Raw genomic sequence first — 21636 nt, 5'->3', positions numbered from 1 at the left:
TATATCTTTAGTGGGTATTGTGAGGAGCGATCCCCTAATAAAATAAAATAGTATGGCAAATATTGTTGCAATCGTTGGAAGGCCGAATGTCGGTAAATCTACTCTGTTTAATCGTCTGACGGAAAGTCGGAAAGCGATTGTGGATGATTTTAGTGGTGTTACGAGAGATCGTCACTACGAAGTAGCCGAATGGATCGGTAAAAAGTTTACCGCCATTGATACCGGCGGTTTTGTCCACGGATCGGATGATATCTTCGAAGAAGCCATCCGCGATCAAGTGCATATCGCCATCGAAGAAGCTACGGTGATTATCTTCATGGTCGACGTGACTACGGGAATTACCGATTTGGATGATGAGATTGCAGACCTGTTGAGAAGAAGTTCAAAACCAGTCTACGTGGTAGCTAATAAAGTCGATCACGCGAAATTGCATCACGATTCGGCCGAATTTTACGCGTTTGGATTGGGCGAAATATATAACGTTTCTGCAGCAACAGGCTCTGGTACTGGAGAATTGTTGGATGCGGTCGTATCCCATTTCCCCGAAGAAGAGGAAGTAGAAGAAGATGAATTACCCAAGTTCACGATCGTAGGTCGTCCAAACGTGGGGAAATCTTCGTTGACGAACGCCTTATTAGGTGTTGATCGTAATATTGTAACGCCAATTGCAGGTACTACGCGTGATTCGATTCGCATTCACTACAACCAATTTGGTCACGAGTTTTTGATGATTGATACCGCTGGATTACGCCGTAAATCTAAGGTGAACGAAGACATCGAGTTTTACTCGGTCATGCGTACGATCAAAGCATTGGAAGATTCGGATGTTGTGATCTTGATGTTGGATGCCAATGATGGTATTGAAGCACAGGATATCAATATCTTTCACCTTGCTGAAAAGAATAAAAAAGGTGTCTTGATCTTGGTCAACAAATGGGATACCATTGAGAAAGATCATAAGACAGCCGTAGAATTCAAGCAACGTATCTTAGATAAATTGGCGCCATTCAATGATGTGCCGGTATTGTTCACCTCTGTAACAGAGAAGCAACGTATCTTCAAGACGGTCGAAACCGCCATGGAAGTGTATCAAAATAAGATCAGAAGAATTCCTACTTCAAAGTTGAATGAAGTGATGTTGGAGATTATTGCGCATTATCCGCCTCCGGCAACCAAAGGGAAGCATATCAAGATCAAATACATTACGCAGTTGCCTGGTAGATCACCTATGTTTGCCTTCTTCTGTAATTTGCCACAGTACATCAAAGATCCGTACAAGCGTTTTATCGAGAACAAACTGCGTGAGAACTTTGATTTCGCAGGTGTGCCTATTCAAATTTTCTTCAGACAAAAATAATAACGACTATCCCCGTTTTATGTTACAGCATAATCTATCGCTCTACAATACGCTTACCCGTAAAAAAGAAAAATTTGAACCCATTCATCCGACCTCTGTCGGTATGTATGTCTGTGGACCGACCGTGTATAGCGATGTGCACTTAGGTAACTGTCGTACGTTTGTGTCTTTCGATTTGATTTTTCGGTACTTAAGCCATTTGGGGTACAAAGTGCGTTATGTGCGTAACATTACCGATGCCGGCCATTTGGAAGGTGATAACGATGAGGGAGATGATAAATTCGCGAAAAAAGCGAAGTTGGAGCAATTGGAACCGATGGAGATTGTACAAAAGTACACGATCGGATTTCACGATGTCCTACGCTTATTTAATACCATTCCACCAAGTATCGAACCGACTGCTACAGGCCACATCTCGGAGCAGATTGAAATGGTGCAGCAGATCATGGATAATGGCTATGCTTACGAGGTGAATGGTACGGTATATTTCGATGTAGATCGCTATACAAAAGAGCACAATTACACGATCTTGACCAATCGTAATCTCGATGATCTGTTGAACAATACGCGTGAATTGGGTGGACAAGATGAGAAGCGCAATCGTCTGGATTTTGCGCTTTGGATCAAAGCCAAGCCAGAGCATATTATGCAATGGCCAGCACCATGGAGCGTTGGTTTCCCAGGTTGGCATATTGAGTGTTCGGCGATGAGTCGCAAATATTTAGGCGATCAATTTGATATCCACGGTGGTGGAATGGATTTGGCCGCCACACATCATACCAACGAGATTGCACAATCGCAAGCGTGTAATCATACCACGCCATCCAAATACTGGATGCATACGAATATGCTGACGGTTAATGGCGCGCGGATGTCCAAATCTTCGGGCAACGGATTTTTGCCCGGCCAGCTTTTCACCGGAGATCATCCGCTGTTAGATCGTGGTTATTCTCCTATGTCGGTGCGTTTCTTTATGCTGCAAGCGCACTACCGTAGCACGTTGGACTTTTCTAACGAAGCGCTGGATGCGGCCGACAAAGGTTTTAAGAGATTGTTGGCAGCCATCAATCTTTTGGATAAGATTGCGCCAAGCAAAAAATCTACGATTCCTAATCTCGATGAAATCGAAGCCCGAAGCTATGCAGCGATGGACGATGATTTCAATAGTCCGGTATTGATTGCCGAATTATTTGAAGTGGTTCGGATGATTAATTCGGTGTACGACGGTAAAATGACGATCACGGCGGAAGATCTTAGCAAGCTGAAGTCCTATATTCAAGCATTCGTCTTCGATGTATTAGGACTCAAAGATGACCAGTCTGGTACAGACGATGGCAGTGCCGAAGGACTAATGCAATTGATTATTAAGATTCGTAACGAGGCGAAGACAAACAAAGATTTTGCGACGTCAGATCGTATACGCGATGAGCTCAATGCATTGGGTATCCAATTGAAAGACAGTAAAGACGGGACTCTTTGGAATAAGATTTGATATTAAGCAGCTGTTAATTAAATAGTATATGAGAATTTTAAGCGCGCTAGCGTTCATCATTAATGTATTGATTTCGGGTGTCGTATACGGACAATTGCCTAGTAAGGTAGGTAGTCTGATTACGGTAGACCGCAATGCTGCAAACTTATCAAAGAGAGAAAATCCGCATGCGGGATTAGTTTCTATGGTCGACAAGGAATCCTCTTTCTTTGTGCCTTCATCCGTAAATGCGTTGAATTATTTGAATAATCGCCCAAACCTTCCTGACGTATTGACTTGGGAGCCAAACTTTGCTTTAGTTTCTCGAAGTATGGATTGGGGCGTCACCTCTGGTCCATTGCAATACCAGCGTACAGGAGCGATCAAACGATATGGTCAGTATGTGACGGTATGGCGCAGAGATAAAAAAGGAAAATGGCGTGTACACATTCGCGCAGAGGTAGAGAACTATGGCAAGCAGAAAGCAGCGGACCTAGAATACTTTGAGCCAGATGATAAGGATTACCTGAAACATCGCTCTATGGTACGGTTGAACCAACGCGAGGAAGTGGTATTTCAGACCGATAAGCTATTTTCCAACATATTGAAAGCGGATACGCGTACCGGATACGAAGAGTTTCTAGCGGACGACGTACGGTATTACTTCCCTTGGCAACCAGAAATCATCGGCCGGAAGAATGTGATTGCGATGTTTACCAAAGAACGCATCGAGATCGATACAGAGCCTGATGATGTAGGTCGTGCATACAGCGGCGAGTTTGCATATACCTCCGGTACAGCTACCGTTGGCTTGAAAGACAAAGTGGTCAAATTCAATTACGTGCGAGTTTGGCAATTAAAAAATGATTACCAATGGAAAGTCATCCTCGAGATGATGTTCGAAAGATAAGATAACATGGCGAAGACAAGAGTAGGATTTGGGTTTGATGTACATCAGATGAAAGATCAGCATCCTTTTTGGGTGGGTGGTGTACAATTGGATCATCATGCCGGCGCATTTGGTCATTCTGATGCCGATGTATTACTTCATGCGATTTGCGATGCTTTGCTGGGTGCAGCCAATCTCGAAGATATTGGTTATCATTTCCCCAATACAGATGATCAGTGGAAAGGAATTTCTAGCTTGGTATTGTTAGAGAAGTCGGTCGGTCTTATTGCAGAGAAAGGTTGGCGGATTGAGAATATCGATGCCATGTTGTGCCTAGAAGCACCGAAGATAAAACCTTATATCCCGCAGATGAAGGCAGCGATCTCACAATATAGTGGTTTGCCGGTAGAAGATATCTCCATCAAAGCGACCACCAACGAGAAGTTAGGATTTATTGGTCGCGAAGAAGGTGTGGTGGCCTACGCGGTTTGCCTCATTCAAAAAGACTAAAATCGAAATAATAATTAACCGGCGACCTTTGCCGGTTTTTTTTGGAAGTATATCAAAGCAATTACTGCCGCAATAAGTATCAATACGGTAGCCAAATAAAAAGGTGCTTCTGGCAAGTAAATCGCTGCATTCTTCTTCGTATAATGCGAAAACAAGGAAGTCATCACGGGTGGGCCAATAATTGCTGTAAGGCTAATAATACACGCTAATCCACCTTGAATTTGTCCTTGTTCATTGTCGGGCACTTCGTTGGATACCGCACTTTGTAATGCAGGCCCGCTTATTCCTCCAAATACATAAATCACGGAAATCGCAAATAACATCCACGAAGCATTTGCGAGTCCGAATAAGGGCAATGAAATACAGTATAAAATAATACCTCCCATAATACTGCCCGCAACACCGATGCGAGGAATAATGACCCGCAACAGGCCAGCTTGTATGATGGTCAATAAAATCCCGATAAATCCCAAAGAATAACCCACCATGCGTTCTGTCCAACCGAACTTTTCCATCGTAAAGTATGACCAAGTGCTTTGCACTGCATGCGCAGCGACATTGATTAGGAAAATGCAGATGCTTAGCGGTATGATGCGTGGATAACGAGCAATGTGTTTAAACGTGCCTACAGGATTGGCATTTCGCCAAAGGAAGGGGCGACGGAGCTCGGGTTTTAAAGATTCGGGTACGACAAAATAACCGTAAATCAAATTGATAAAGGTGAGTCCAGCTGCAGCGAAAAAGGGTACGCGCGCGCCATAATGTCCCAGTATGCCACCTAAAACGGGACCAATAACAAAACCCAAGCCGAATGCTGCACCTACTAAACCGAAGTTTTGGGCTTTCTTATCAGCTGGCGATACATCGGCAATATAAGCCGCTGCCACGGTGTGGCTGGCACCCGTAATGCCGGCTACAATACGCCCCATAAATAGCCAGAAGATACTTGGAGCGAAACCAATCAATATATAATTAATTGCAAAGCCTAATAAGGAGAATAGCAAAACTGGTCTTCGTCCGTAGCGATCGCTCAAATTTCCCAATACCGCAGCAAATAGAAATTGCATGCAGGCGTAACAAAATGTCAGCCAGCCGCCATAGCTGGAAGCTTGGCTAATATCGCCATGAATTAGCTCTCGAATCAAAGCTGGCATGACGGGTATAATGATGCCCAATCCGGTAGAGTCTAGTACTACGGTGATGAAAATGAAGATCAGCGCAGCATTGCCATTTTTATGCATGGTGACGAAAATAAGAAATTGATAGCAAAGTATATTCAAAGAATTGTCTGATGTTTTAGTTTCATTGAACAAGCAGTTTATCAGTTGTTTAAACTATTTGCGACGTATATAAGTGGTTTACGCTTTGTAAGTGTAGTTGTGGTACTACAGATTAATATTTCTCAAAGACGAAGTCAATCGTACAGTCGCTAGTTTTGAATAGTTCTCACGTATCCAGACCACATGAGGAATTAGCTTATTTAATTATCTGCCAAATTATTAGTGCTATAGTTATGAATGATGTCAGATTTTCTCGAGTGATTGATGGTATGCGATTTCCGCTAATTTATCTTGTTGTTGTAGCACATTTAATTCCGTTTACAGTTCAGGAAGTAACATTTCCAGCTACCGGTAATGAGCTTTATGTGTTGATTTCTGAACTATTTTCTCATCACATTTCAAAAATTTCAGTTCGATGTTTCTTTTTTGTTTCCGGCTATTTCTTCTTTCAGAAATGTACAAGCAATTTGTTCCAATTCGCTGTTTTGCAGTGGAGAAGCAGGTTTTCCATGCTGTTGATTCCCTTTTTTGTGTGGAACATTATCACGATCTTGGTTATAGCGGTGAAGAATGTTCTCTTTGAGTTCGTAGGATTGGCTAGGGATGTAGAATACGTGCACGTGTCCAAATCAACGATTTTGCAATTATTATGGACGAACCCCATTAACTTTCCTTTATGGTATGTGCGGGATCTGTTGTGTATGATTGCTTTATTTCCATTCCTATTTTACTACATCAAAATCAGCAGACATTTTGGGATTTTAGCATTAGGGGCAATATATCTCATGAACTTTGAATCTACTATACCGGGACTCAGCACAACCGCCATTTTCTTTTTTAGTGCTGGTGCTTACTTTTCGATTCACAAAAAAGACCTGCTGCACGTTTTTCATGGAGTGAAAGTCATTGCTTTACTTTTGGCGATTGCTTTTCTGGTACTAGCGGTTTTGGCTAATGGAGAACCAAATCATGAATATTTTCTGCGCGTGTTTTTAATAACTGGCGTTGTTTCATCTATCAACTTATTTGCCTACCTGGAAGAAAGGAATATGTTACCTAGTAACATGCTGGGTTTGAGTTCGCTCACATTCTTTATCTATGTAGCACATGAGATTTATATCATCAATTTTCTAAAAGGTTTTTTTTATGATCTGGAGATCTACGAAAATGGATGGATAAAGATTGTCTGTTATATCATCATTCCTTTGCTCTGTATCGGCATATGCATGGTGTTTTTTTATGTGTTCCAAAAGTGTGTTCCGCGTATAGTAGATGTAATCTTAGGGCGTAGACCCAAAAAGCAATCCCATATTCCAGAGCAGGTTGACGAAAAACTTGCTACCAACGTGGCATGAAAGAATCTGAAAGCGACCGTATTTTTGTCGCGAAACTACGGATATGTGCTTTTACAAAGATGAGGCTTCAAACGGTATCACAACTCCTTTCTTATACACCGTGCCCTCATCTAAAATATCCATCGTGATGCTACCTTGGTGAATTTTGTCCTCTTTTGCACCAGCATATTTTTGAAATATGTCTATCGTTCCCTCTGTTTGATAATATTTCCAATATTCTTGTATTGATGAGTAGCTATTGCTGCCAAAGATCATTGGCCCATAATACTCGGCATAGATTACTCGATAGTATTCATCATCAGATTTGAAATCAATTTTCTCACCTTGTAGTTCGGAAATATCTTTTGCCATTTGAAGACTTAAATATTGACCACTAGTCGAGAAACTGTGGTGCCTGAAAAGTTCGTAGTCTGGTGGGCTTGTTGGCCCAGAATTAAACCGTGTGGCATTAGAGGATAGTGTAGAAAATTCGAAATCTTCGCTAATACTGCGCGCCTCGAAAATAACACTGGTACAATCCGTTTGCTTCACTGAAGCTACATTTACTTTCCCACGGATTTGCTTTGAATTTGTACTGTCGGTATATACTGTTCCTTCAAAATCAAAGTACAAGTTTTTGGTTGATTGATCATAGTTAAAATTCTGTACCGTAAAATACCTTCCAACTTCCATGTTAGGCGCTTCATAGCGTTCGGATTCTGAGGATCGGATCGTTTTATATGTCACGTTTGCTATAGCACCATTGGTTAATACAGTAATAGCAAGTTCAGCAGAACTATTTTCGTTTTCCTGTATTGCCGTGACAATGCGCAACTGTCCACAATGATCTTGATTGTAGTTTGACTTCACCATGCCTCGGACGGGAATGTCATCTTCAAAAAATACAATGTTCATTTTACTTTCGGCATCTTCCAGCTCTTGCTCTTTCTGACAACTGGATAATACAATGCATGCAAAAAGCAGCGTCAATAGTAAATTAAAAGTATCTTTCATATGATGACGTTCCCCAATAGGTGTTATTAATGTGATGTGAAACCGTAAATATACCTTTAATTTACTAAATAAGGGAAAAATAAACTAAAGACCTCTGCGATGAGGTCAAGTAAAGAATTGGTTGCAAAGGGGCATATCAATATATTTTTGATAGATTGCAGTAACTAACAACACAATCAGAGTGATTATGCATAAAATTTCTTTACTGCCCCTATTTCTTGTGGTTTCAGGCGTGTTCCAAAGCCAGGCGCAAGAAAACCTTACTTATCAAAAGCCGCCAGCCGAAATCTTAGAATTGCTGGAAGCAAAAAATACACCAGCAGTACAATTCAATCGGCAAGGCGACAAAATGCTTTTACTGGAGCGTCCAGATTTTATCACGATTGAGGATGCCGCGCAGCCGATCATTGGTCTGGCAGGTTTACGTATCAATCCCAGTAATTCTACCTCTATTGGTGGAGTCAGCTACGCTGGCATTCAATTGCAAGATTTAAAATCCAACGAGGTGCATGATATTACCGGACTTCCCACCAATCCGCGCATCAGTAATCTGCAATTTAATGCCGATGAAACCAAACTAGCATTTCTGAATGCCGCAACGGACGGCGTGAGCCTTTGGGTGATCGATCTGGCGACCTATCAAGCACAGCGTGTCGGCGATTTCTTCGTCAATGATATTATGGGCGCTAGCGCGTTTTGGAAAGATAATTCTTCGCTATATGTGCTTCGCATTCCAGAGCGTGGAGCAGCACCTACGGCAAGTCTGACGCCAACAGGTCCAGTAGTACAAGAGAATTTAGGCAAAGCAGCGCCATCGCGTACATATCAAAACTTGTTACGCAATGAGTCTGATGTTCGCCTTTTCGATTATTATCTCCAAGCACAACTTGCTGAAGTGCAACTGGATGGCCAAGTGAAAGATATTGCGGCTCCCGCTATTTATAGAAATGTGTCTAAATCTCCAGACGGAAAATACCTGATGGCCACGACGATCAAGAAACCCTATTCTTACTTGGTATCCGTTGGTTCATTCCCATATCAAATCGATATTCTTGATCAATCCGGCGCTGTGGTGAAAGCATTATACACTGCGCCACTAGCCGAAAGCGTCCCATTGGGATTTGATTCAACCGTTCCCGGTTATCGTAGTTTTGCGTGGCGAGCAGATCAGCCTGCCACAGTGTATTGGGCAAACGCGCTGGACGAAGGGAATAGCCGCACTGAAGTGCCTTTTCGTGACGAAGTGTTGCAATTGGCTGCGCCGTTCACGGCTGCGCCGGTTCAATTTGCTAAAACAACATTGCGTTACGGTGGAATCACGTGGTTTGCTAACGATTATGCCGTACTTTCTGAGCGCTGGCGCGCGAATAGACGCGTGAAAAACAGTTTGATCTCTAGTAAAGATGGCCAAGAGATTAAAGTCATTGAAGAACGCTCCTCGGAAGATGCTTATGCGGATCCGGGTCGTTTTGTCCTAACGGACAATGATTTTCATCGTTCCGTTATTCTTACAGATAAAGGAAAGACGCCAATCGTTTTCACGACTTCCGATGGAGCATCTCCCGAAGGCGATCGTCCATTCTTGTTGAAATGGAATTTGATGAGCGGACAAAAAGATACCTTGTTCCGTTCGCGTGGTGAATGGTACGAAAGTCCGGTTTCTTTCAAGAATGATGGTACGTTGATTATCTCTCGCGAATCGCAAACGGAAGTCCCTAACTATCAGCGTGTGGCGTTGAAGTCCCGCAAGATGACACCAATTACGCACTTTACCAATCCTTATCCTTCTTTTGAAGGCGTGCAGAAGCAACAGCTTTCGTATCCGCGTAAAGATGGTTTGAATCTGACTGGTACATTATATTTACCAAAAGGCTATCAAAAATCTGATGGGCCATTGCCGTTGTTGATGTGGGCTTATCCTCGCGAATTTAAAACGGCGGATGCTGCCAGCCAAGTAAAAGGTTCGCCATATCGTTTTACACGTATTTCTTGGGGATCGCCGATTTATTGGGTCAATAGAGGTTACGCTATTTTGGATAATGCCGATATGCCGATCGTAGGCGAGGGGACGGCAGAGCCGAATGATACTTTCGTGCCGCAATTACAGGCGAATGCCGAAGCAGCGATCAATTACCTTTCTGACGCAGGATATGTAGATCGCAAACGCGTTGGCGTAGGTGGTCACTCGTATGGCGCATTTATGACGGCCAATTTATTAGCGCATACAGATTTGTTTGCCGCAGGCTTAGCACGTAGTGGTGCGTACAATCGTACCTTTACGCCATTTGGATTTCAAGCCGAAGAGCGCACCTATTGGCAAGCGCCAGAGGTTTACAAAACCATGTCGCCATTTAGCTATGCAGACAAAATCAAAACACCTATCTTATTTATTCATGGGATGGATGATGAAAACTCGGGAACTTTCCCTATTCAGTCGGAGCGTTTCTACAATGCGATTAAAGGACACGGAGGTACCACACGTTTGGTGTTCCTACCGAAAGAGTTTCACGGTTATCGCGCCAAAGAATCTATTATGCACACCTTGTGGGAGATGGATCAATGGTTAGAAAAATACGTTAAGAATAAGAAATAGCATCACATAAAAAAATCCGCTCTAGCAGCGGATTTTTTATTATTTGGTATTGAGGTTGGTCATCGTGAGCTCAATGCCGATATTGACAAAACTGTGTACCATCTTGACGCTATGCTCGATCAGCGCAGGTAATGTTTTGGATTCATCGGCATCAAATGGGCCGAGTACATAATCTACTTGTCTGCCTTTTGGATAATTATCACTAATCCCAAACTTCAAGCGTGGATAATCTTGTCCGCCACAAAGCTGTTCAATTGATTTCAAGCCATTGTGTCCAGCGGCACTACCTTTTGGTTTGATGCGAAGTGATCCGAATGGAATCGCCAAATCATCTACAATCACCAAAATATTCTGTTTCGGAACTTTCAGGGCGTGCATCCAGTAATTGACGGCTTTGCCACTGAGATTCATGTAGGTAGTCGGCTTGATCACGTATACATTGTGTCCGCGTTGTCTGAATTCTGTGTAATAAGCGTATTTTAAGGTCGACCACGTGGTACCAGCTTGATTAGCCAGTTCATCGGCTACCATAAATCCAATATTGTGTCTTGTGTCAGCATATTCGCGTCCGATATTTCCCAGACCAACGATAAGATAGTTCATGCGGTAAAAATATAAATTAACTCAGATTGTACCAAGGCTCTCTTAAAAGACAAAAGGCATCGATAATCGATGCCTTTTGAAGCTTAGTGTGTGCTTAGCTTATTTTTTTCCGCCTTTAGCTTGTTTAGCAGCTTCTTGCTCTGCTTGACGCAATGCACGAGACATGATTACAGATACAATCGTATCATCAGAATTGTTCAATACTTTCGCATCTTTCAATTCTACTTGTCTTACACGGTAAGATTTACCAACTTCTAAGCCATCCATAGGAACTTCGATAGACTGAGGAAGGTTGTTAGGTAATGCTTTTACGCGTAGTTTACGTAATTTTTGAACTAATTTACCACCCATTTTCACACCTGGAGAAGTACCAGTCAATGTTACAGGGATGCTTACAGTTACTTCTTTGTCGTCAAACAATTCCAAGAAGTCTACGTGAGTAACTTGGTCTGTCAACGGGTGGAATTGTGCTTCTTGAACGATCGCTCTTGTTTTCTTACCATCGATATCTAATTCGATGAATACTACGTCAGCAGTATAAAGAGCAGATTTCAAATCAGCTGCGGATACAGAAAGGTGAGTTTGCTCTTTACCTCCATAAAGAACTGCAGGGATATTTCCCTCGTAACGCAATTCCTTTGCATCTCTTTTCCCTACGTTCTGTCTTACAGAACCGCTAATAGCAATTGATTTCATGTTTAATTTGTTAAAATTTGAGGTGCAAAGATATTTAATTATTTTATAATCTGCAATATGCTGGCGCAAATGGGAAGTGTGAAACCATTATAAAGACAAAGGCGATGCAAAGATATTCTTTGCATCGCCTTTGTATATGTTCAAATTAAGTTTTAAATATCAAATAATCCGGAGATAGACCCGTGCTCATTCACATTTCTAATAGCTCCAGCAAATAGTTTATCTGTAGAAAGGACTTTGATTTTGCTGCACAAGTGTTTTTTTTCAGGGTGCAATTGGATGGTATCACTGACGATCATTTCTGTCAAAACAGAGTTTTCAATCGTTTCGTAAGCCTTACCAGAAAGTACGGCATGCGTACATACTGCGCGTACAGAATTTGCACCGTTTTCCATGATCAAGGCTGCGGCTTTCGATAACGTACCTGCGGTGTCACAGATATCATCAATTAGTACCACATCTTGTCCGGTCACATCACCGATGATCGACATGGATTCGATCTCATTGGCACGCTTACGGCGTTTGTCACAGATGATGACCTCTGCATTGAAATATTTTGCAAAAGTACGTGCTCGGTACGAGCCACCCATATCTGGTGACGCAATCGTTAGATTTGGTAGGTCAAGCGATTTGATGTACGGCACAAAGATGATGGCGCCATCTAAGTGATCTACTGGAATGTCGAAAAAGCCTTGAATCTGGGCGGCATGCAAATCCATGGTCATGATGCGGTGTGCACCAGCCGCTGTTACCAGATTTGCCATTAATTTGGCGCCGATCGCTACACGTGGCTTGTCTTTACGATCCTGTCTGGCGTAGCCAAAATAGGGCACAACAGCAGTAATGTAATGAGCAGAGGCACGTTTTGCGGCATCGATCATCAAAAGAAGCTCTATCAGATTGTCATTGGGCTGATTGGTGGATTGTACGATAAAGACGTCGCTACCACGTACAGATTCATTGTAAAAGGGCTGAATTTCGCCATCAGAGAATTCGGATACGGTAACGTCTCCGAGAGGTTTACCGTAGCTTTTAGAAATTTTGTCGGCGAGTTCGAGAGATCCCGAACCGGCGAATAATTTTACGGTATTGAATTGCAAAGGCATGGTATAGTATGTTTTATCTGTCTTGCGCTTGAAAGTTATCGGGAGTCAAAGTTAGATAAATGTTTTTTAATAGTCACAAAAAACTCGAAGGAAATGGAAGGATAAAATGGCTATAAAAAACAAAAAGTTGAGTTCTTACAAACTCAACTTTTTGTTGCCCGACCTGGATTCGAACCAAGACAAACAGTACCAAAAACTGTCGTACTACCCTTATACTATCGGGCAAGCTATCAAGGTTAAGGAGGTGTTCCTTTGTTTTGATGATGCAAATATAGAGCGTTTTTTCATTTGTCCAAAATTATTCTTTCTATTTTTTTGTATCTACCTTGATTACCAAATGAATAAATTTTCATGCCGCGAGTGGGGTAGTGCTGGTAAGCCCTCATCAGGGGCCAAACAGTTAAAAAATGCTATATAAATTCTTTTATAGAGGACTAATCCTTATTTTCGAAGCGAAAACGCAAAAAATAATCTCATCATAGGATATGAACTATAGTAAAATTAATAATTGGTTGGGTTGGTTATGTGCAGTCATAGCGACGCTTACCTATGTATTGACTGCCGAGCGCACAACGAGCTGGTGGGATACAGGCGAGTTTATAGCATCTGCTTACAAAATGCAGATTGTACACCAGCCCGGAGCACCATTATTTTTGATGATCCAAAACCTATTCTCCAATCTAGCCATGGGCGATACTACGCGCATCGCATTCTGGATGAACATCGGTTCGGCCGTATGTAGCGGATTGACCATTCTATTCCTTTTCTGGAGCATCACCGCTTTAGCGCGCAAAATCTACACGCGTTCGTATCAAGATCAAGAAATTTCCGCTATCGCTTTAGTGCGTATTATGGGTGCAGGTGTTGTTGGTGCGTTGGCCTACACCTTCTCAGATACATTCTGGTTTTCGGCCGTAGAATCAGAGGTTTATGCCATGTCTTCTTTATGTACTGCGGTCGTATTCTGGGCTATCTTGAAATGGGAAGCCGTTGCAGACGAACCGGGAGCAGATCGTTGGTTGATCCTGATTGCCTACATCATGGGCCTTTCGATTGCCGTGCATTTGCTGAATTTATTGGTGATTCCAGCTATCGCATTGGTGATCTATTTTAGACGTACACAGCAAGTCACCACCAAAGGTGTCGTTAAAGCATTATCCATCGGAGTCTTGATATTAGCGTTCGTATTGTGGGGCGTTATTCAGTTTTCGATCAAATTTGCCGCTTATTTCGATTTGTTCTTTGTGAACAGCTTAGGTATGGGTTTTGGTACGGGAGCAGCATTTTTTGCCATCGTAGTCATCGGAGCATTAATCTACGGTATCTGGTATTCTGCGAAAGCTGCCAAGCCTATCTTAAATATTGCCTTAGTATCTTTAGGATTTATCCTATTCGGATACAGCTCTTTCGCGATGATCGTGATTCGTGCAAAGGCCAATCCATCCCTCAACAATAGTGATCCAGATAACGCATTTACATTCTTAAGCTATTTAAACCGCGAACAATACGGCGATGAACCTTTGTTGAAAGGCAAGTATTTTGATGCCAAACCAACCGACGTATTCGAAGCAGGAAAAGTATACCGCAAAGATGGCGATCGCTATGTCGTGGCGCGTACCAAGATGAAGTACAGCTATGACAGAGAAACGATTTTTCCACGTATCTATTCTGAGCGAGGTCCACACGTACAAGTGTACAGAGACTTTTTGGGCTTAGGTCCTGATGAGCAGCCAACGATGGCTGATAACTTGAAATTTTTCTTCGGCTATCAGATCGGTCACATGTACAGCCGTTATTTCATGTGGAACTTTGTCGGTCGCCAAAATGATATTCAAGGACATACCTCATTTACTGAAGGGAATTGGATTTCCGGAATCAAGCCCATCGACAATATGCGTTTAGGTGGTCAGTACGATTTGCCAACTTCCGAATTAGAAAATTCAGCGCGCAATACCTATTTCTTTTTGCCGTTGATACTAGGCTTGATCGGTGCGATCTGGCACTTTAAGTATAAGCAGCGCGATGCTGGTGTCGTAGGTTTGTTGTTTTTCTTCACCGGATTAGCCATCGTGCTTTATCTGAATCAAACGCCTTTGCAACCGCGTGAACGTGATTATGCCTATGCAGGCTCGTTTTATGCCTTCTGTATCTGGATTGGTTTTGGGGTAATCGGTATTGCTGAGTTCCTCTCTAAAAAGGTCAATCCAAAAACCGCAGGTTATATCGCGGTAGGTGTTGCGCTATTGGGAGCGCCCGTTTTATTAGCGAGCCAAAACTGGGACGATCACGATCGTTCGGAAAAATACTTAGCGCGCGACATGGCCAAAAATTATTTGGAGTCCTGTGCGCCGAACGCGATCCTATTCACTTACGGGGATAATGATACGTATCCGCTCTGGTACGTGCAAGAGGTAGAGGGTTTCCGAACCGATGTGCGCGTGGTCAACTTAAGTTTACTTAGCTCAGATTGGTATATGAAGCAGATGATGCAACCAGTCAACGATGCTGCTGCATTGCCAATCAAGATAGATCCTAACAAAGTGAAAGACGGCGTGCGTGATGTCATCTATTATCAGGATCATCAAATTCCAGAACATATCGATATTCAAAACCTGCTCGCTATCATGCTGTCGGATAACCAGCAAAATATGGTGCAGTTGCAAAGTGGCGAATACGTAAATCTGTTGCCAACCAAAAAAATGCAATTGCAGGTAAACCGTGATGCGGTGTTGGCCAATAATGCCGTGCCTAAGCAATGGCAAGATGCTATTGTAGATACCATGCAGTGGGATTATAGCATGGAATACGTGAGCCGTGCCGAGTTATCGATTCTATCGATCTTGGAGAATAACAATTGGGAACGTCCGATTTACTTCACCACGACTACGCCATCTGACAATTATATTGGTCTCGATCGCTTTTTGGTTTCCGAAGGTTTTGCCTTACGGCTAATGCCTGTTGCTTTGTCTCAATCGGAAGAAATGGGCGGGCCAGTTGCCAATGCGGAACAGGTGTATGATAACATCATGAACAAATACACTTGGGGGAATATCGCGGGATCATCTTACTTAGATCCAGATTCGTACCGCTACATTAGTATGTATGCCGGTAGTATTTTTGGTGAGACTGCGCAAGATTTGTTGCTGATGGGTGAGCAAAAGAAAGCAAAAGATGTGGTGAACAATGCATACACGAACCTGCCGAATCGTGTGTATACCATGGGCGAAGTATTGAGTTATGTGCCTTTGGTAGATGTGATGTATAAGGTCGGAGAATCTACCAAAGCCAATGAAATTGTAAAACGCAATCTGCAGTATATTCGGGAGAATCTACAATATTATATGGCCGTAGCGGAAACCAAGCCAAATCTTGAATACCGCAATATGCGATTCGGATTGGCATCGATTCAACGCTATCAAAATCTATTGAAGACCACCAATCAAAAAGAATTAATTGCGGAAGCAGATAAGCTTTTCGAAACCTACAAATACTTGTACGGAGAATAGCATCTAGATTCTTCAAGACAGAAAGCCTGCTGATAATTTTCAGCAGGCTTTCTTGCTTTTGTAAGCTAAAACTGGTATCTATATGGATGTAAACTATTCGCGGCAGCAAAGCTAATAGCGGAGAAAATAGTACTGGATAGATTAAGATTTTCAAGATTAGTAATAACTACATATGAAGCAAGAAAATGCGATTTGGCTGATGAGTTCAGCGTATGATAAATTAGACCAACAACAACTGGTAGAGAAGGCCGTAACCTTAGGCGTGCAAGGAATTGATCTCTGTGTATTTCGTACCGATAGCGATCGTGCAGACCACACGGCAACACATTTGGCCTACGAGTCCTTTGAGGCCGATGATGCCGCAAAGCTGATCGAGCTATTTAATAAAAACGAGTTGCGTTTGTCGCTCGGAGCTTTTGACAATATGATTGGAGGCGATGAAAGCGAACGCGTCAAAAACCAGAATCACTTACTGCGTTTGATTCGTATTGCCCATCTGCTTGGAGGTGATGCAAATGATGTCATCGTCGGTACTTTTGTAGGATACAACCATGAGTTGGGTAATATGGAAGATGGATTTCAGCGAAACTTAGACGAATACAAGCGCATCTTTGCACCGATCGTGCGCTACGCAGAAGATCTAGGTGTTACGATTGCGTACGAGAATTGCCCGATGGAAGGTTGGCGCTCCGCGAGATATACCACGACCTACAATAACTTGCCCGGTGTGCTGGCTGCTCGCCAATTGATGTATGCGATGGTCGATAGCAAAGCGCATGGAGAGATTTATGATCCTTCGCATGATATCTGGCAAAATACCGATCCGGTGGCTGTTATCCAGCAAACCGATATTTCGCGTTTAAAGCGCATACATGTTAAGACCACAAGAAACTTGCAAAATTCGGCACGCATTCAGTGGGGTGGGATGTACCCGATGCAACAGGTGGACGCTGCTTTAGCAGAAAAAGCAGGCGTGTCGATTCCGAAAAATGATTGGGATCGTCATCATTATGAAGCCATGTTGCCAGGATTTGGTGGTACGGACCATATGGATTGGAATGCATTCACCACGACTTTGCGCGAGCGCGGCTATGTTGGTGCGTTTGAGATTGAAAACGAAGCTAAAAATTCGAAAGATACCGGCGTACCATCAGCTATCGATCAAGGGATTAAATCCTGTGTGAATTATCTGTCTCCCCTGTTATGGCCGCTAAGTGAAGCAGGTTATGTGCGGCCAAAGCATCAGCCGCTAGCGCAGGTAACTTCACAACAGCATGTGCCGATCGTACAAATGAAAGACTTATTGTAGTTATTCCTCGTTTAATTTAAAGAGTTCAATAAGCTCTGGTATATTGTTCACGTTCAGCTTTTCGAAAACTCTGCTTTTGTAAGTGGATACCGTCGAAGAGCTGAGCTGCAATATATTGGATACCTCTAATATTCCCAAGCCGTCAATCAAATGCTTGGCCACATCCATCTCGCGGTTGGATAGTTTGAGCAATGGGTTGACCTTTTGCACCTCATTTTTGTTGGAGATGAGTTTCTGAATGTACAAGTCCCGAACGGTGTCAGACATGTATTTACCCAACTCTTGTACGCTTTGAATGGCTACTTTGAGCTCTTCCATTGCCGTGTTCTTATTTAAATAACCGCAGGCTCCTTCCTGAATATAACGTAGTGCATAAAGATGTTCGTCATAAGATGAAAACACCAATATTTTGATTGCAGGCTGAATTTGTAAAATTTCTTTAATGACCCTAATATTATTCCCGCCAGGCATATTGATGTCTAATAGAAGTAAATCAAAGCTTTGATCTTTAAGTTTCTGATATACCTCATCATAAGTTTCTGCCTGTACGATGATAGCATTTTTTATCAAACTTGAAATAATGACGGAGGCTCCTAGCCTAACAATACTGTGGTCGTCTGCAATTAAAATATTTTTCATTCAGCGTCTAATACAAGGAAGCAGTTAAATCACTGCAATTTAATGAAATCTTTACAAGATGCTGTGGCTATTTGCAAAATACTCGTCATGTGGGTAAAAAATATGATAGTACGATGTTTTTCGTTGAAGGGGCTTTGTATTGTCGAAATAATGTACAACTTTGTGGTAATAAAATTTATTTATAATCTAAATCAATCTACTCATGGGGATTTTAAAAGAATTTAAGGAATTCGCCTTACGAGGCAACGTGATCGACTTAGCAGTCGGTGTGGTCATCGGCGGTGCTTTTGGAAAGATTGTGACTTCGCTGGTTAATGATATTATCATGCCGCCGATAGGTTTTTTAACTGGAGGAGTTGATTTTTCGCAATTACAATACGTGCTACGTGAAGCGAATGCCACAGAAGGTGTGGAGCAGGTAGCGATTATGTATGGTAACTTTGTTAATGTGGTTATTCAGTTCTTAATTATTGCTTTCTGTATCTTTATGGTTATTAAGGGTATTAATTCTCTGAAAAAGAAAGAGGAGATCAAAGAAGATAATGCGTTACCAGTACCTACGAAGGAAGAAACGCTTCTTACAGAGATTCGTGATATCTTGAAAAATAAATAGTACGTATCTTTGAAAAGGGATAAACCATATATTACAGAAAAAAGTATAGGATTAATTTGTATTATTTCGATTTAAGCTTTACTTTTGCATTCCTGTTTTAGAGGAACATAGAGTTTTAAATCGAAATAATTAAGCATATATAAAGCGTCATGAAAAGAACATTTCAGCCATCGCAGCGGAAAAGAAGAAACAAACATGGTTTCAAAGAGCGTATGAGTACAGCCAATGGCAAAAGAGTATTGGCATCTCGTAGAGCTAAAGGAAGAAAACGCCTTACTGTATCTGACGAGTACCGTCACAAAGGATAAGGGCTCTTCTGTAGCCGGTTTGTGTCCGTGCTTGGTGATCTAACAGATAGATTGTTCGGATGCAAATGAATACTTTTAAAAAAGAAGAACGATTGTGTAGCGTCAGACTTATTCAAAGTCTGTTTCACAGTGGTTCTTCTTTTGTTGTATATCCTTTTCGGGTAGTATATCGTTTTGAAAAGCGAGATGTCGGCGCCGCACAAGTGCTCATCTCCGTGTCCAAGCGGCGTTTCAAACTCGCAGTTACTCGAAATAGCATCAAGCGAAGATTGCGCGAAGCGTACCGACTGGAAAAAGGAGCAAAGCTACTTCCTTTTTTGGACGAGCGTAAATGGTATCTCGCATTTGCTATCCAGTATATTGGCAAGCAAGAAGAAGCTGTCTTGTCTACGCTACGCGAAAAGATGATCACAGTATTTAAAAAACTCCAACATGAGAGCGATCGCATGGATCAGCACCTATCTGATTAAGATTCCGTTGCAGTTTATCTTCATCGGCATCATTCGCTTTTACCAAATTTTCATTTCTCCATTTCTAGGCGCCAACTGTAGGTACACACCAACCTGTTCACAATATGGCAAAGAAGCCATCTTGAAATACGGGCCTTTTAAGGGTGGATGGCTAGCGGTTAAAAGAATTGGACGCTGTCATCCTTGGGGAGGTCATGGCCCAGATCCGGTGCCATAATCTGTTTTTTGATAAAATAATTCTAGTATGTCAGATCAACATTATATCCTTTGTATAGAAACTGCTACATCTACCTGTTCCGTGGCGTTGAGTAACGGACAAGAGCTGTTGGGAATGCGAGAATCGCGCGAGCCTAATATGCATGCTTCGGCCGTGACCGTTTTTATTCAGGAATTAGTGGCAGATTGCGGTATTACATTCGAATCACTTTCTGCCATAGCGGTAAGCAAAGGTCCAGGATCCTACACCGGTTTGCGGATTGGTGTTTCTGTTGCGAAAGGATTGTGTTACGCTTTGGATATTCCATTGATATCGGTCAATTCGCTGCTCGCGATGGCGCAAGGTTACTTGACGGACAATATTGAGTTGTCGAAAAAAGCAGTGCTTTGCCCCATGATTGATGCGCGACGCATGGAAGTGTATGTAACCACGTTTGATACGCACCTGAAAGAGCTAGAAGAAACCAAAGCCTTGATTGTTGATGCGGAATCTTTCGATCAATGGATAGACAAAAATCAGCAAGTTGTGTTATTTGGTACGGGAGCGGATAAGTTGCAACAATTATTTGAGGGGAATGATAAGGTTGACGTGGTGCTTGGTTTCCAAAATTCTGCTGCCCATATGATTCCTTTGGCACGGCAGAAATTCAAAGATCAAAGCTTTGAAGATGTGGCTTATTTCGAACCTTTTTACCTGAAGGATTTCGTGGCAACCACGCCCAAAAAAATGTTTTAATAATCTGTTTCCTGGGCAGAAGGGCTTATAGCCAACGTTTCTTTTTAAACCAAAAGTAAATCGCCAACGATAGCAAGAGCATAAACAGCAACACCGCCGGATAACCATATTTCGATTCCAACTCCGGCATATCGACGAAGTTCATCCCATAGACACCGACTACGAACGTAAGCGGCATGAAGAATACCGAGATAATTGTAAGCGTACGCATGATTTCATTGGTGTGATTCGACTCGATGTTGAAGTACATAGAGAGCAGTTGTGACGTGTTTTCGGCTAGATTGCGATACAAAGTATCCGTCCTTTTATATAAGTCATGTAGATTACGATGGAATGTGCTTACACGTTCTGGAATGTGGAAATATTCTACCAGATCTTGATACAGGGTCAATATAATCCGGATTAGATCGATCTGCCGCTTGAGGTAATAGAGCTTTTTCATGAATGGTTTGCGCCGGCTATGCAAGAATACAAACTCTTCGTACTGATCGATTTTGTCAGCAAATGTGTAAATCACCTCATGCTCAAATGTCTTCAACGCTTGCGATACCAACAAGTTGACCACGTGTTTTGTGCCCTTAAGTTTTGCGTTGTCTGCTGGCGTTTGTTTGATCTTATCCAGCCACTCGATCTGTGCGCGATGCACGGTGATGATAAATTTGTCGCCATAGAAAATGGAGATTCTTTCGGTAAGTTCTATGAGCACATCGGAGTGTTCTGGGTATTTCGCCGCGATCGAGCGGAGAATCAGAAATTGATAATCAGGATATACCTCGATCTTGGGTAGATGACCGACCTCGAAGCAGTTTCTGATCGTAGATTCGTGCAAGTTGTAGCGCGTAGCCAATTCGTTGAAATCGCCTTCACTGGGATGAGTGATATCGTACCAATCAAATCCATTCACTTCACTAGATAGAACATGTTGTATCATCGGGCAAACGTTTTATGGAAGGTACGCAGTTCTTGGCAGGTATACAACAACAAAA

The 21636-nt window shown here is 42.4% G+C and carries 20 protein-coding genes and 1 tRNA gene; 13 read left to right on the top strand and 8 right to left on the bottom strand.

Annotated features, from left to right (window positions below):
• The first annotated feature begins 52 nt into the window (after positions 1 to 52).
• The 4 genes from der to ispF are packed head-to-tail and all read left to right on the top strand — an operon-like array spanning position 53 to position 4227.
• Complete coding sequence (gene der / locus DC487_RS11545) at positions 53 to 1357, top strand: ribosome biogenesis GTPase Der (protein ID WP_066755156.1); 1305 nt, start codon at positions 53 to 55, stop codon at positions 1355 to 1357.
• 19 nt (positions 1358 to 1376) lie between these two features.
• Positions 1377 to 2849, top strand: coding sequence for a cysteine--tRNA ligase (gene cysS, locus DC487_RS11540; RefSeq protein ID WP_116776133.1), 1473 nt, complete (start codon positions 1377 to 1379; stop codon positions 2847 to 2849).
• A 28-nt stretch (positions 2850 to 2877) separates the two neighbouring features.
• A complete protein-coding gene (locus tag DC487_RS11535) occupies positions 2878 to 3738 on the top strand; it encodes a YybH family protein (RefSeq protein ID WP_116776132.1) in 861 nt (286 codons plus the stop codon).
• Between the two features lie 6 nt (positions 3739 to 3744).
• Positions 3745 to 4227 (top strand): 2-C-methyl-D-erythritol 2,4-cyclodiphosphate synthase, encoded by a 483-nt coding sequence (ispF, locus tag DC487_RS11530; protein ID WP_116776131.1) that lies wholly within the window; start codon positions 3745 to 3747, stop codon positions 4225 to 4227.
• 14 nt (positions 4228 to 4241) lie between these two features.
• On the opposite strand, the gene DC487_RS11525 is transcribed toward ispF, so the two are convergent.
• Positions 4242 to 5468: a TCR/Tet family MFS transporter gene (locus tag DC487_RS11525; RefSeq protein ID WP_116776130.1), complete on the bottom strand. Its 1227-nt coding sequence runs from the start codon at positions 5466 to 5468 to the stop codon at positions 4242 to 4244.
• A gap of 272 nt (positions 5469 to 5740) precedes the next feature.
• Here DC487_RS11525 and DC487_RS11520 point away from each other — a divergent pair, with 272 nt between their 5' ends.
• Positions 5741 to 6862, top strand: coding sequence for an acyltransferase family protein (locus tag DC487_RS11520; RefSeq protein WP_116776129.1), 1122 nt, complete (start codon positions 5741 to 5743; stop codon positions 6860 to 6862).
• Positions 6863 to 6913: 51 nt separating this feature from the next.
• Here DC487_RS11520 and DC487_RS11515 read toward each other — a convergent pair whose 3' ends face one another.
• On the bottom strand, positions 6914 to 7855 hold the full coding sequence (locus DC487_RS11515) for a hypothetical protein (RefSeq protein ID WP_116776128.1): 942 nt from the start codon (positions 7853 to 7855) through the stop codon (positions 6914 to 6916).
• 187 nt (positions 7856 to 8042) lie between these two features.
• On the opposite strand from DC487_RS11515, the gene DC487_RS11510 reads away from it, so the two are divergent.
• Positions 8043 to 10448: an alpha/beta hydrolase family protein gene (locus DC487_RS11510; RefSeq protein ID WP_116776127.1), complete on the top strand. Its 2406-nt coding sequence runs from the start codon at positions 8043 to 8045 to the stop codon at positions 10446 to 10448.
• A gap of 39 nt (positions 10449 to 10487) precedes the next feature.
• Here DC487_RS11510 and pth read toward each other — a convergent pair whose 3' ends face one another.
• The 4 genes from pth to DC487_RS11490 all read right to left on the bottom strand — a co-directional run bounded on the left by pth (position 10488) and on the right by DC487_RS11490 (position 13078).
• Entirely contained in the window at positions 10488 to 11051 is a 564-nt protein-coding gene (gene pth / locus DC487_RS11505; RefSeq protein ID WP_116776126.1) for an aminoacyl-tRNA hydrolase, read from the bottom strand.
• A gap of 99 nt (positions 11052 to 11150) precedes the next feature.
• Positions 11151 to 11747 (bottom strand): 50S ribosomal protein L25/general stress protein Ctc, encoded by a 597-nt coding sequence (locus DC487_RS11500; RefSeq protein ID WP_116776125.1) that lies wholly within the window; start codon positions 11745 to 11747, stop codon positions 11151 to 11153.
• Between the two features lie 152 nt (positions 11748 to 11899).
• Entirely contained in the window at positions 11900 to 12853 is a 954-nt protein-coding gene (locus DC487_RS11495; RefSeq protein WP_116776124.1) for a ribose-phosphate pyrophosphokinase, read from the bottom strand.
• A 154-nt stretch (positions 12854 to 13007) separates the two neighbouring features.
• A tRNA-Gln gene (locus DC487_RS11490) sits at positions 13008 to 13078 on the bottom strand.
• Between the two features lie 260 nt (positions 13079 to 13338).
• Here DC487_RS11490 and DC487_RS11485 point away from each other — a divergent pair.
• Together DC487_RS11485 and DC487_RS11480 are read left to right on the top strand one after the other, a co-directional pair.
• Positions 13339 to 16359, top strand: coding sequence for a protein O-mannosyl-transferase family (locus DC487_RS11485; RefSeq protein WP_116776123.1), 3021 nt, complete (start codon positions 13339 to 13341; stop codon positions 16357 to 16359).
• 172 nt (positions 16360 to 16531) lie between these two features.
• Positions 16532 to 17668 (top strand): sugar phosphate isomerase/epimerase family protein, encoded by a 1137-nt coding sequence (locus DC487_RS11480; protein WP_207774402.1) that lies wholly within the window; start codon positions 16532 to 16534, stop codon positions 17666 to 17668.
• On the opposite strand, the gene DC487_RS11475 is transcribed toward DC487_RS11480, so the two are convergent.
• On the bottom strand, positions 17669 to 18307 hold the full coding sequence (locus DC487_RS11475; RefSeq protein WP_116776122.1) for a response regulator transcription factor: 639 nt from the start codon (positions 18305 to 18307) through the stop codon (positions 17669 to 17671).
• Between the two features lie 202 nt (positions 18308 to 18509).
• On the opposite strand from DC487_RS11475, the gene mscL reads away from it, so the two are divergent.
• From mscL to tsaB, 5 genes are all read left to right on the top strand, one after another.
• A complete protein-coding gene (mscL, locus tag DC487_RS11470) occupies positions 18510 to 18920 on the top strand; it encodes a large-conductance mechanosensitive channel protein MscL (protein ID WP_116776121.1) in 411 nt (136 codons plus the stop codon).
• Positions 18921 to 19069: 149 nt separating this feature from the next.
• The gene (rpmH, locus tag DC487_RS11465) at positions 19070 to 19228 is read left to right on the top strand and encodes a 50S ribosomal protein L34 (protein WP_082784996.1); all 159 of its coding nucleotides are present in this window, start codon (positions 19070 to 19072) and stop codon (positions 19226 to 19228) included.
• A gap of 65 nt (positions 19229 to 19293) precedes the next feature.
• Positions 19294 to 19698 (top strand): ribonuclease P protein component, encoded by a 405-nt coding sequence (locus DC487_RS11460; protein ID WP_239016374.1) that lies wholly within the window; start codon positions 19294 to 19296, stop codon positions 19696 to 19698.
• Complete coding sequence (yidD, locus tag DC487_RS11455) at positions 19661 to 19915, top strand: membrane protein insertion efficiency factor YidD (RefSeq protein WP_116776119.1); 255 nt, start codon at positions 19661 to 19663, stop codon at positions 19913 to 19915. Before DC487_RS11460 ends, yidD begins: the two co-directional genes overlap by 38 nt.
• A 27-nt stretch (positions 19916 to 19942) precedes the next feature.
• The gene (tsaB, locus tag DC487_RS11450) at positions 19943 to 20650 is read left to right on the top strand and encodes a tRNA (adenosine(37)-N6)-threonylcarbamoyltransferase complex dimerization subunit type 1 TsaB (protein WP_116776118.1); all 708 of its coding nucleotides are present in this window, start codon (positions 19943 to 19945) and stop codon (positions 20648 to 20650) included.
• Between the two features lie 25 nt (positions 20651 to 20675).
• Here tsaB and DC487_RS11445 read toward each other — a convergent pair whose 3' ends face one another.
• On the bottom strand, positions 20676 to 21581 hold the full coding sequence (locus DC487_RS11445) for a CorA family divalent cation transporter (RefSeq protein ID WP_116776117.1): 906 nt from the start codon (positions 21579 to 21581) through the stop codon (positions 20676 to 20678).
• Positions 21582 to 21636: the final 55 nt, after the last annotated feature.

Origin of the sequence: Sphingobacterium corticibacter (genome assembly GCF_003076635.1) — a bacterium.
In the GTDB taxonomy this organism is placed as follows: Bacteria; Bacteroidota; Bacteroidia; order Sphingobacteriales; family Sphingobacteriaceae; genus Sphingobacterium; species Sphingobacterium corticibacter.
Note: the sequence above shows the minus strand (reverse complement) of the source record. Positions and strands in the feature narration are given on the sequence as shown.

What these genes read in the sequence shown, in the direction of transcription:
- DC487_RS11515 (WP_116776128.1), bottom strand. Translation starts at nt 7,855, where the DNA reads ATGAAAGATACTTTTAATTTACTATTGACGCTGCTTTTTGCATGCATT.
- DC487_RS11525 (WP_116776130.1), bottom strand. Translation starts at nt 5,468, where the DNA reads ATGCATAAAAATGGCAATGCTGCGCTGATCTTCATTTTCATCACCGTA.
- tsaB (WP_116776118.1), top strand. Translation starts at nt 19,943, where the DNA reads ATGTCAGATCAACATTATATCCTTTGTATAGAAACTGCTACATCTACC.
- pth (WP_116776126.1), bottom strand. Translation starts at nt 11,051, where the DNA reads ATGAACTATCTTATCGTTGGTCTGGGAAATATCGGACGCGAATATGCT.
- DC487_RS11485 (WP_116776123.1), top strand. Translation starts at nt 13,339, where the DNA reads ATGAACTATAGTAAAATTAATAATTGGTTGGGTTGGTTATGTGCAGTC.
- DC487_RS11495 (WP_116776124.1), bottom strand. Translation starts at nt 12,853, where the DNA reads ATGCCTTTGCAATTCAATACCGTAAAATTATTCGCCGGTTCGGGATCT.
- rpmH (WP_082784996.1), top strand. Translation starts at nt 19,070, where the DNA reads ATGAAAAGAACATTTCAGCCATCGCAGCGGAAAAGAAGAAACAAACAT.
- DC487_RS11535 (WP_116776132.1), top strand. Translation starts at nt 2,878, where the DNA reads ATGAGAATTTTAAGCGCGCTAGCGTTCATCATTAATGTATTGATTTCG.
- DC487_RS11510 (WP_116776127.1), top strand. Translation starts at nt 8,043, where the DNA reads ATGCATAAAATTTCTTTACTGCCCCTATTTCTTGTGGTTTCAGGCGTG.
- cysS (WP_116776133.1), top strand. Translation starts at nt 1,377, where the DNA reads ATGTTACAGCATAATCTATCGCTCTACAATACGCTTACCCGTAAAAAA.
- DC487_RS11520 (WP_116776129.1), top strand. Translation starts at nt 5,741, where the DNA reads ATGAATGATGTCAGATTTTCTCGAGTGATTGATGGTATGCGATTTCCG.
- mscL (WP_116776121.1), top strand. Translation starts at nt 18,510, where the DNA reads ATGGGGATTTTAAAAGAATTTAAGGAATTCGCCTTACGAGGCAACGTG.
- yidD (WP_116776119.1), top strand. Translation starts at nt 19,661, where the DNA reads ATGAGAGCGATCGCATGGATCAGCACCTATCTGATTAAGATTCCGTTG.
- DC487_RS11500 (WP_116776125.1), bottom strand. Translation starts at nt 11,747, where the DNA reads ATGAAATCAATTGCTATTAGCGGTTCTGTAAGACAGAACGTAGGGAAA.
- ispF (WP_116776131.1), top strand. Translation starts at nt 3,745, where the DNA reads ATGGCGAAGACAAGAGTAGGATTTGGGTTTGATGTACATCAGATGAAA.
- DC487_RS11445 (WP_116776117.1), bottom strand. Translation starts at nt 21,581, where the DNA reads ATGATACAACATGTTCTATCTAGTGAAGTGAATGGATTTGATTGGTAC.
- DC487_RS11460 (WP_239016374.1), top strand. Translation starts at nt 19,294, where the DNA reads ATGAATACTTTTAAAAAAGAAGAACGATTGTGTAGCGTCAGACTTATT.
- DC487_RS11480 (WP_207774402.1), top strand. Translation starts at nt 16,532, where the DNA reads ATGAAGCAAGAAAATGCGATTTGGCTGATGAGTTCAGCGTATGATAAA.
- der (WP_066755156.1), top strand. Translation starts at nt 53, where the DNA reads ATGGCAAATATTGTTGCAATCGTTGGAAGGCCGAATGTCGGTAAATCT.
- DC487_RS11475 (WP_116776122.1), bottom strand. Translation starts at nt 18,307, where the DNA reads ATGAAAAATATTTTAATTGCAGACGACCACAGTATTGTTAGGCTAGGA.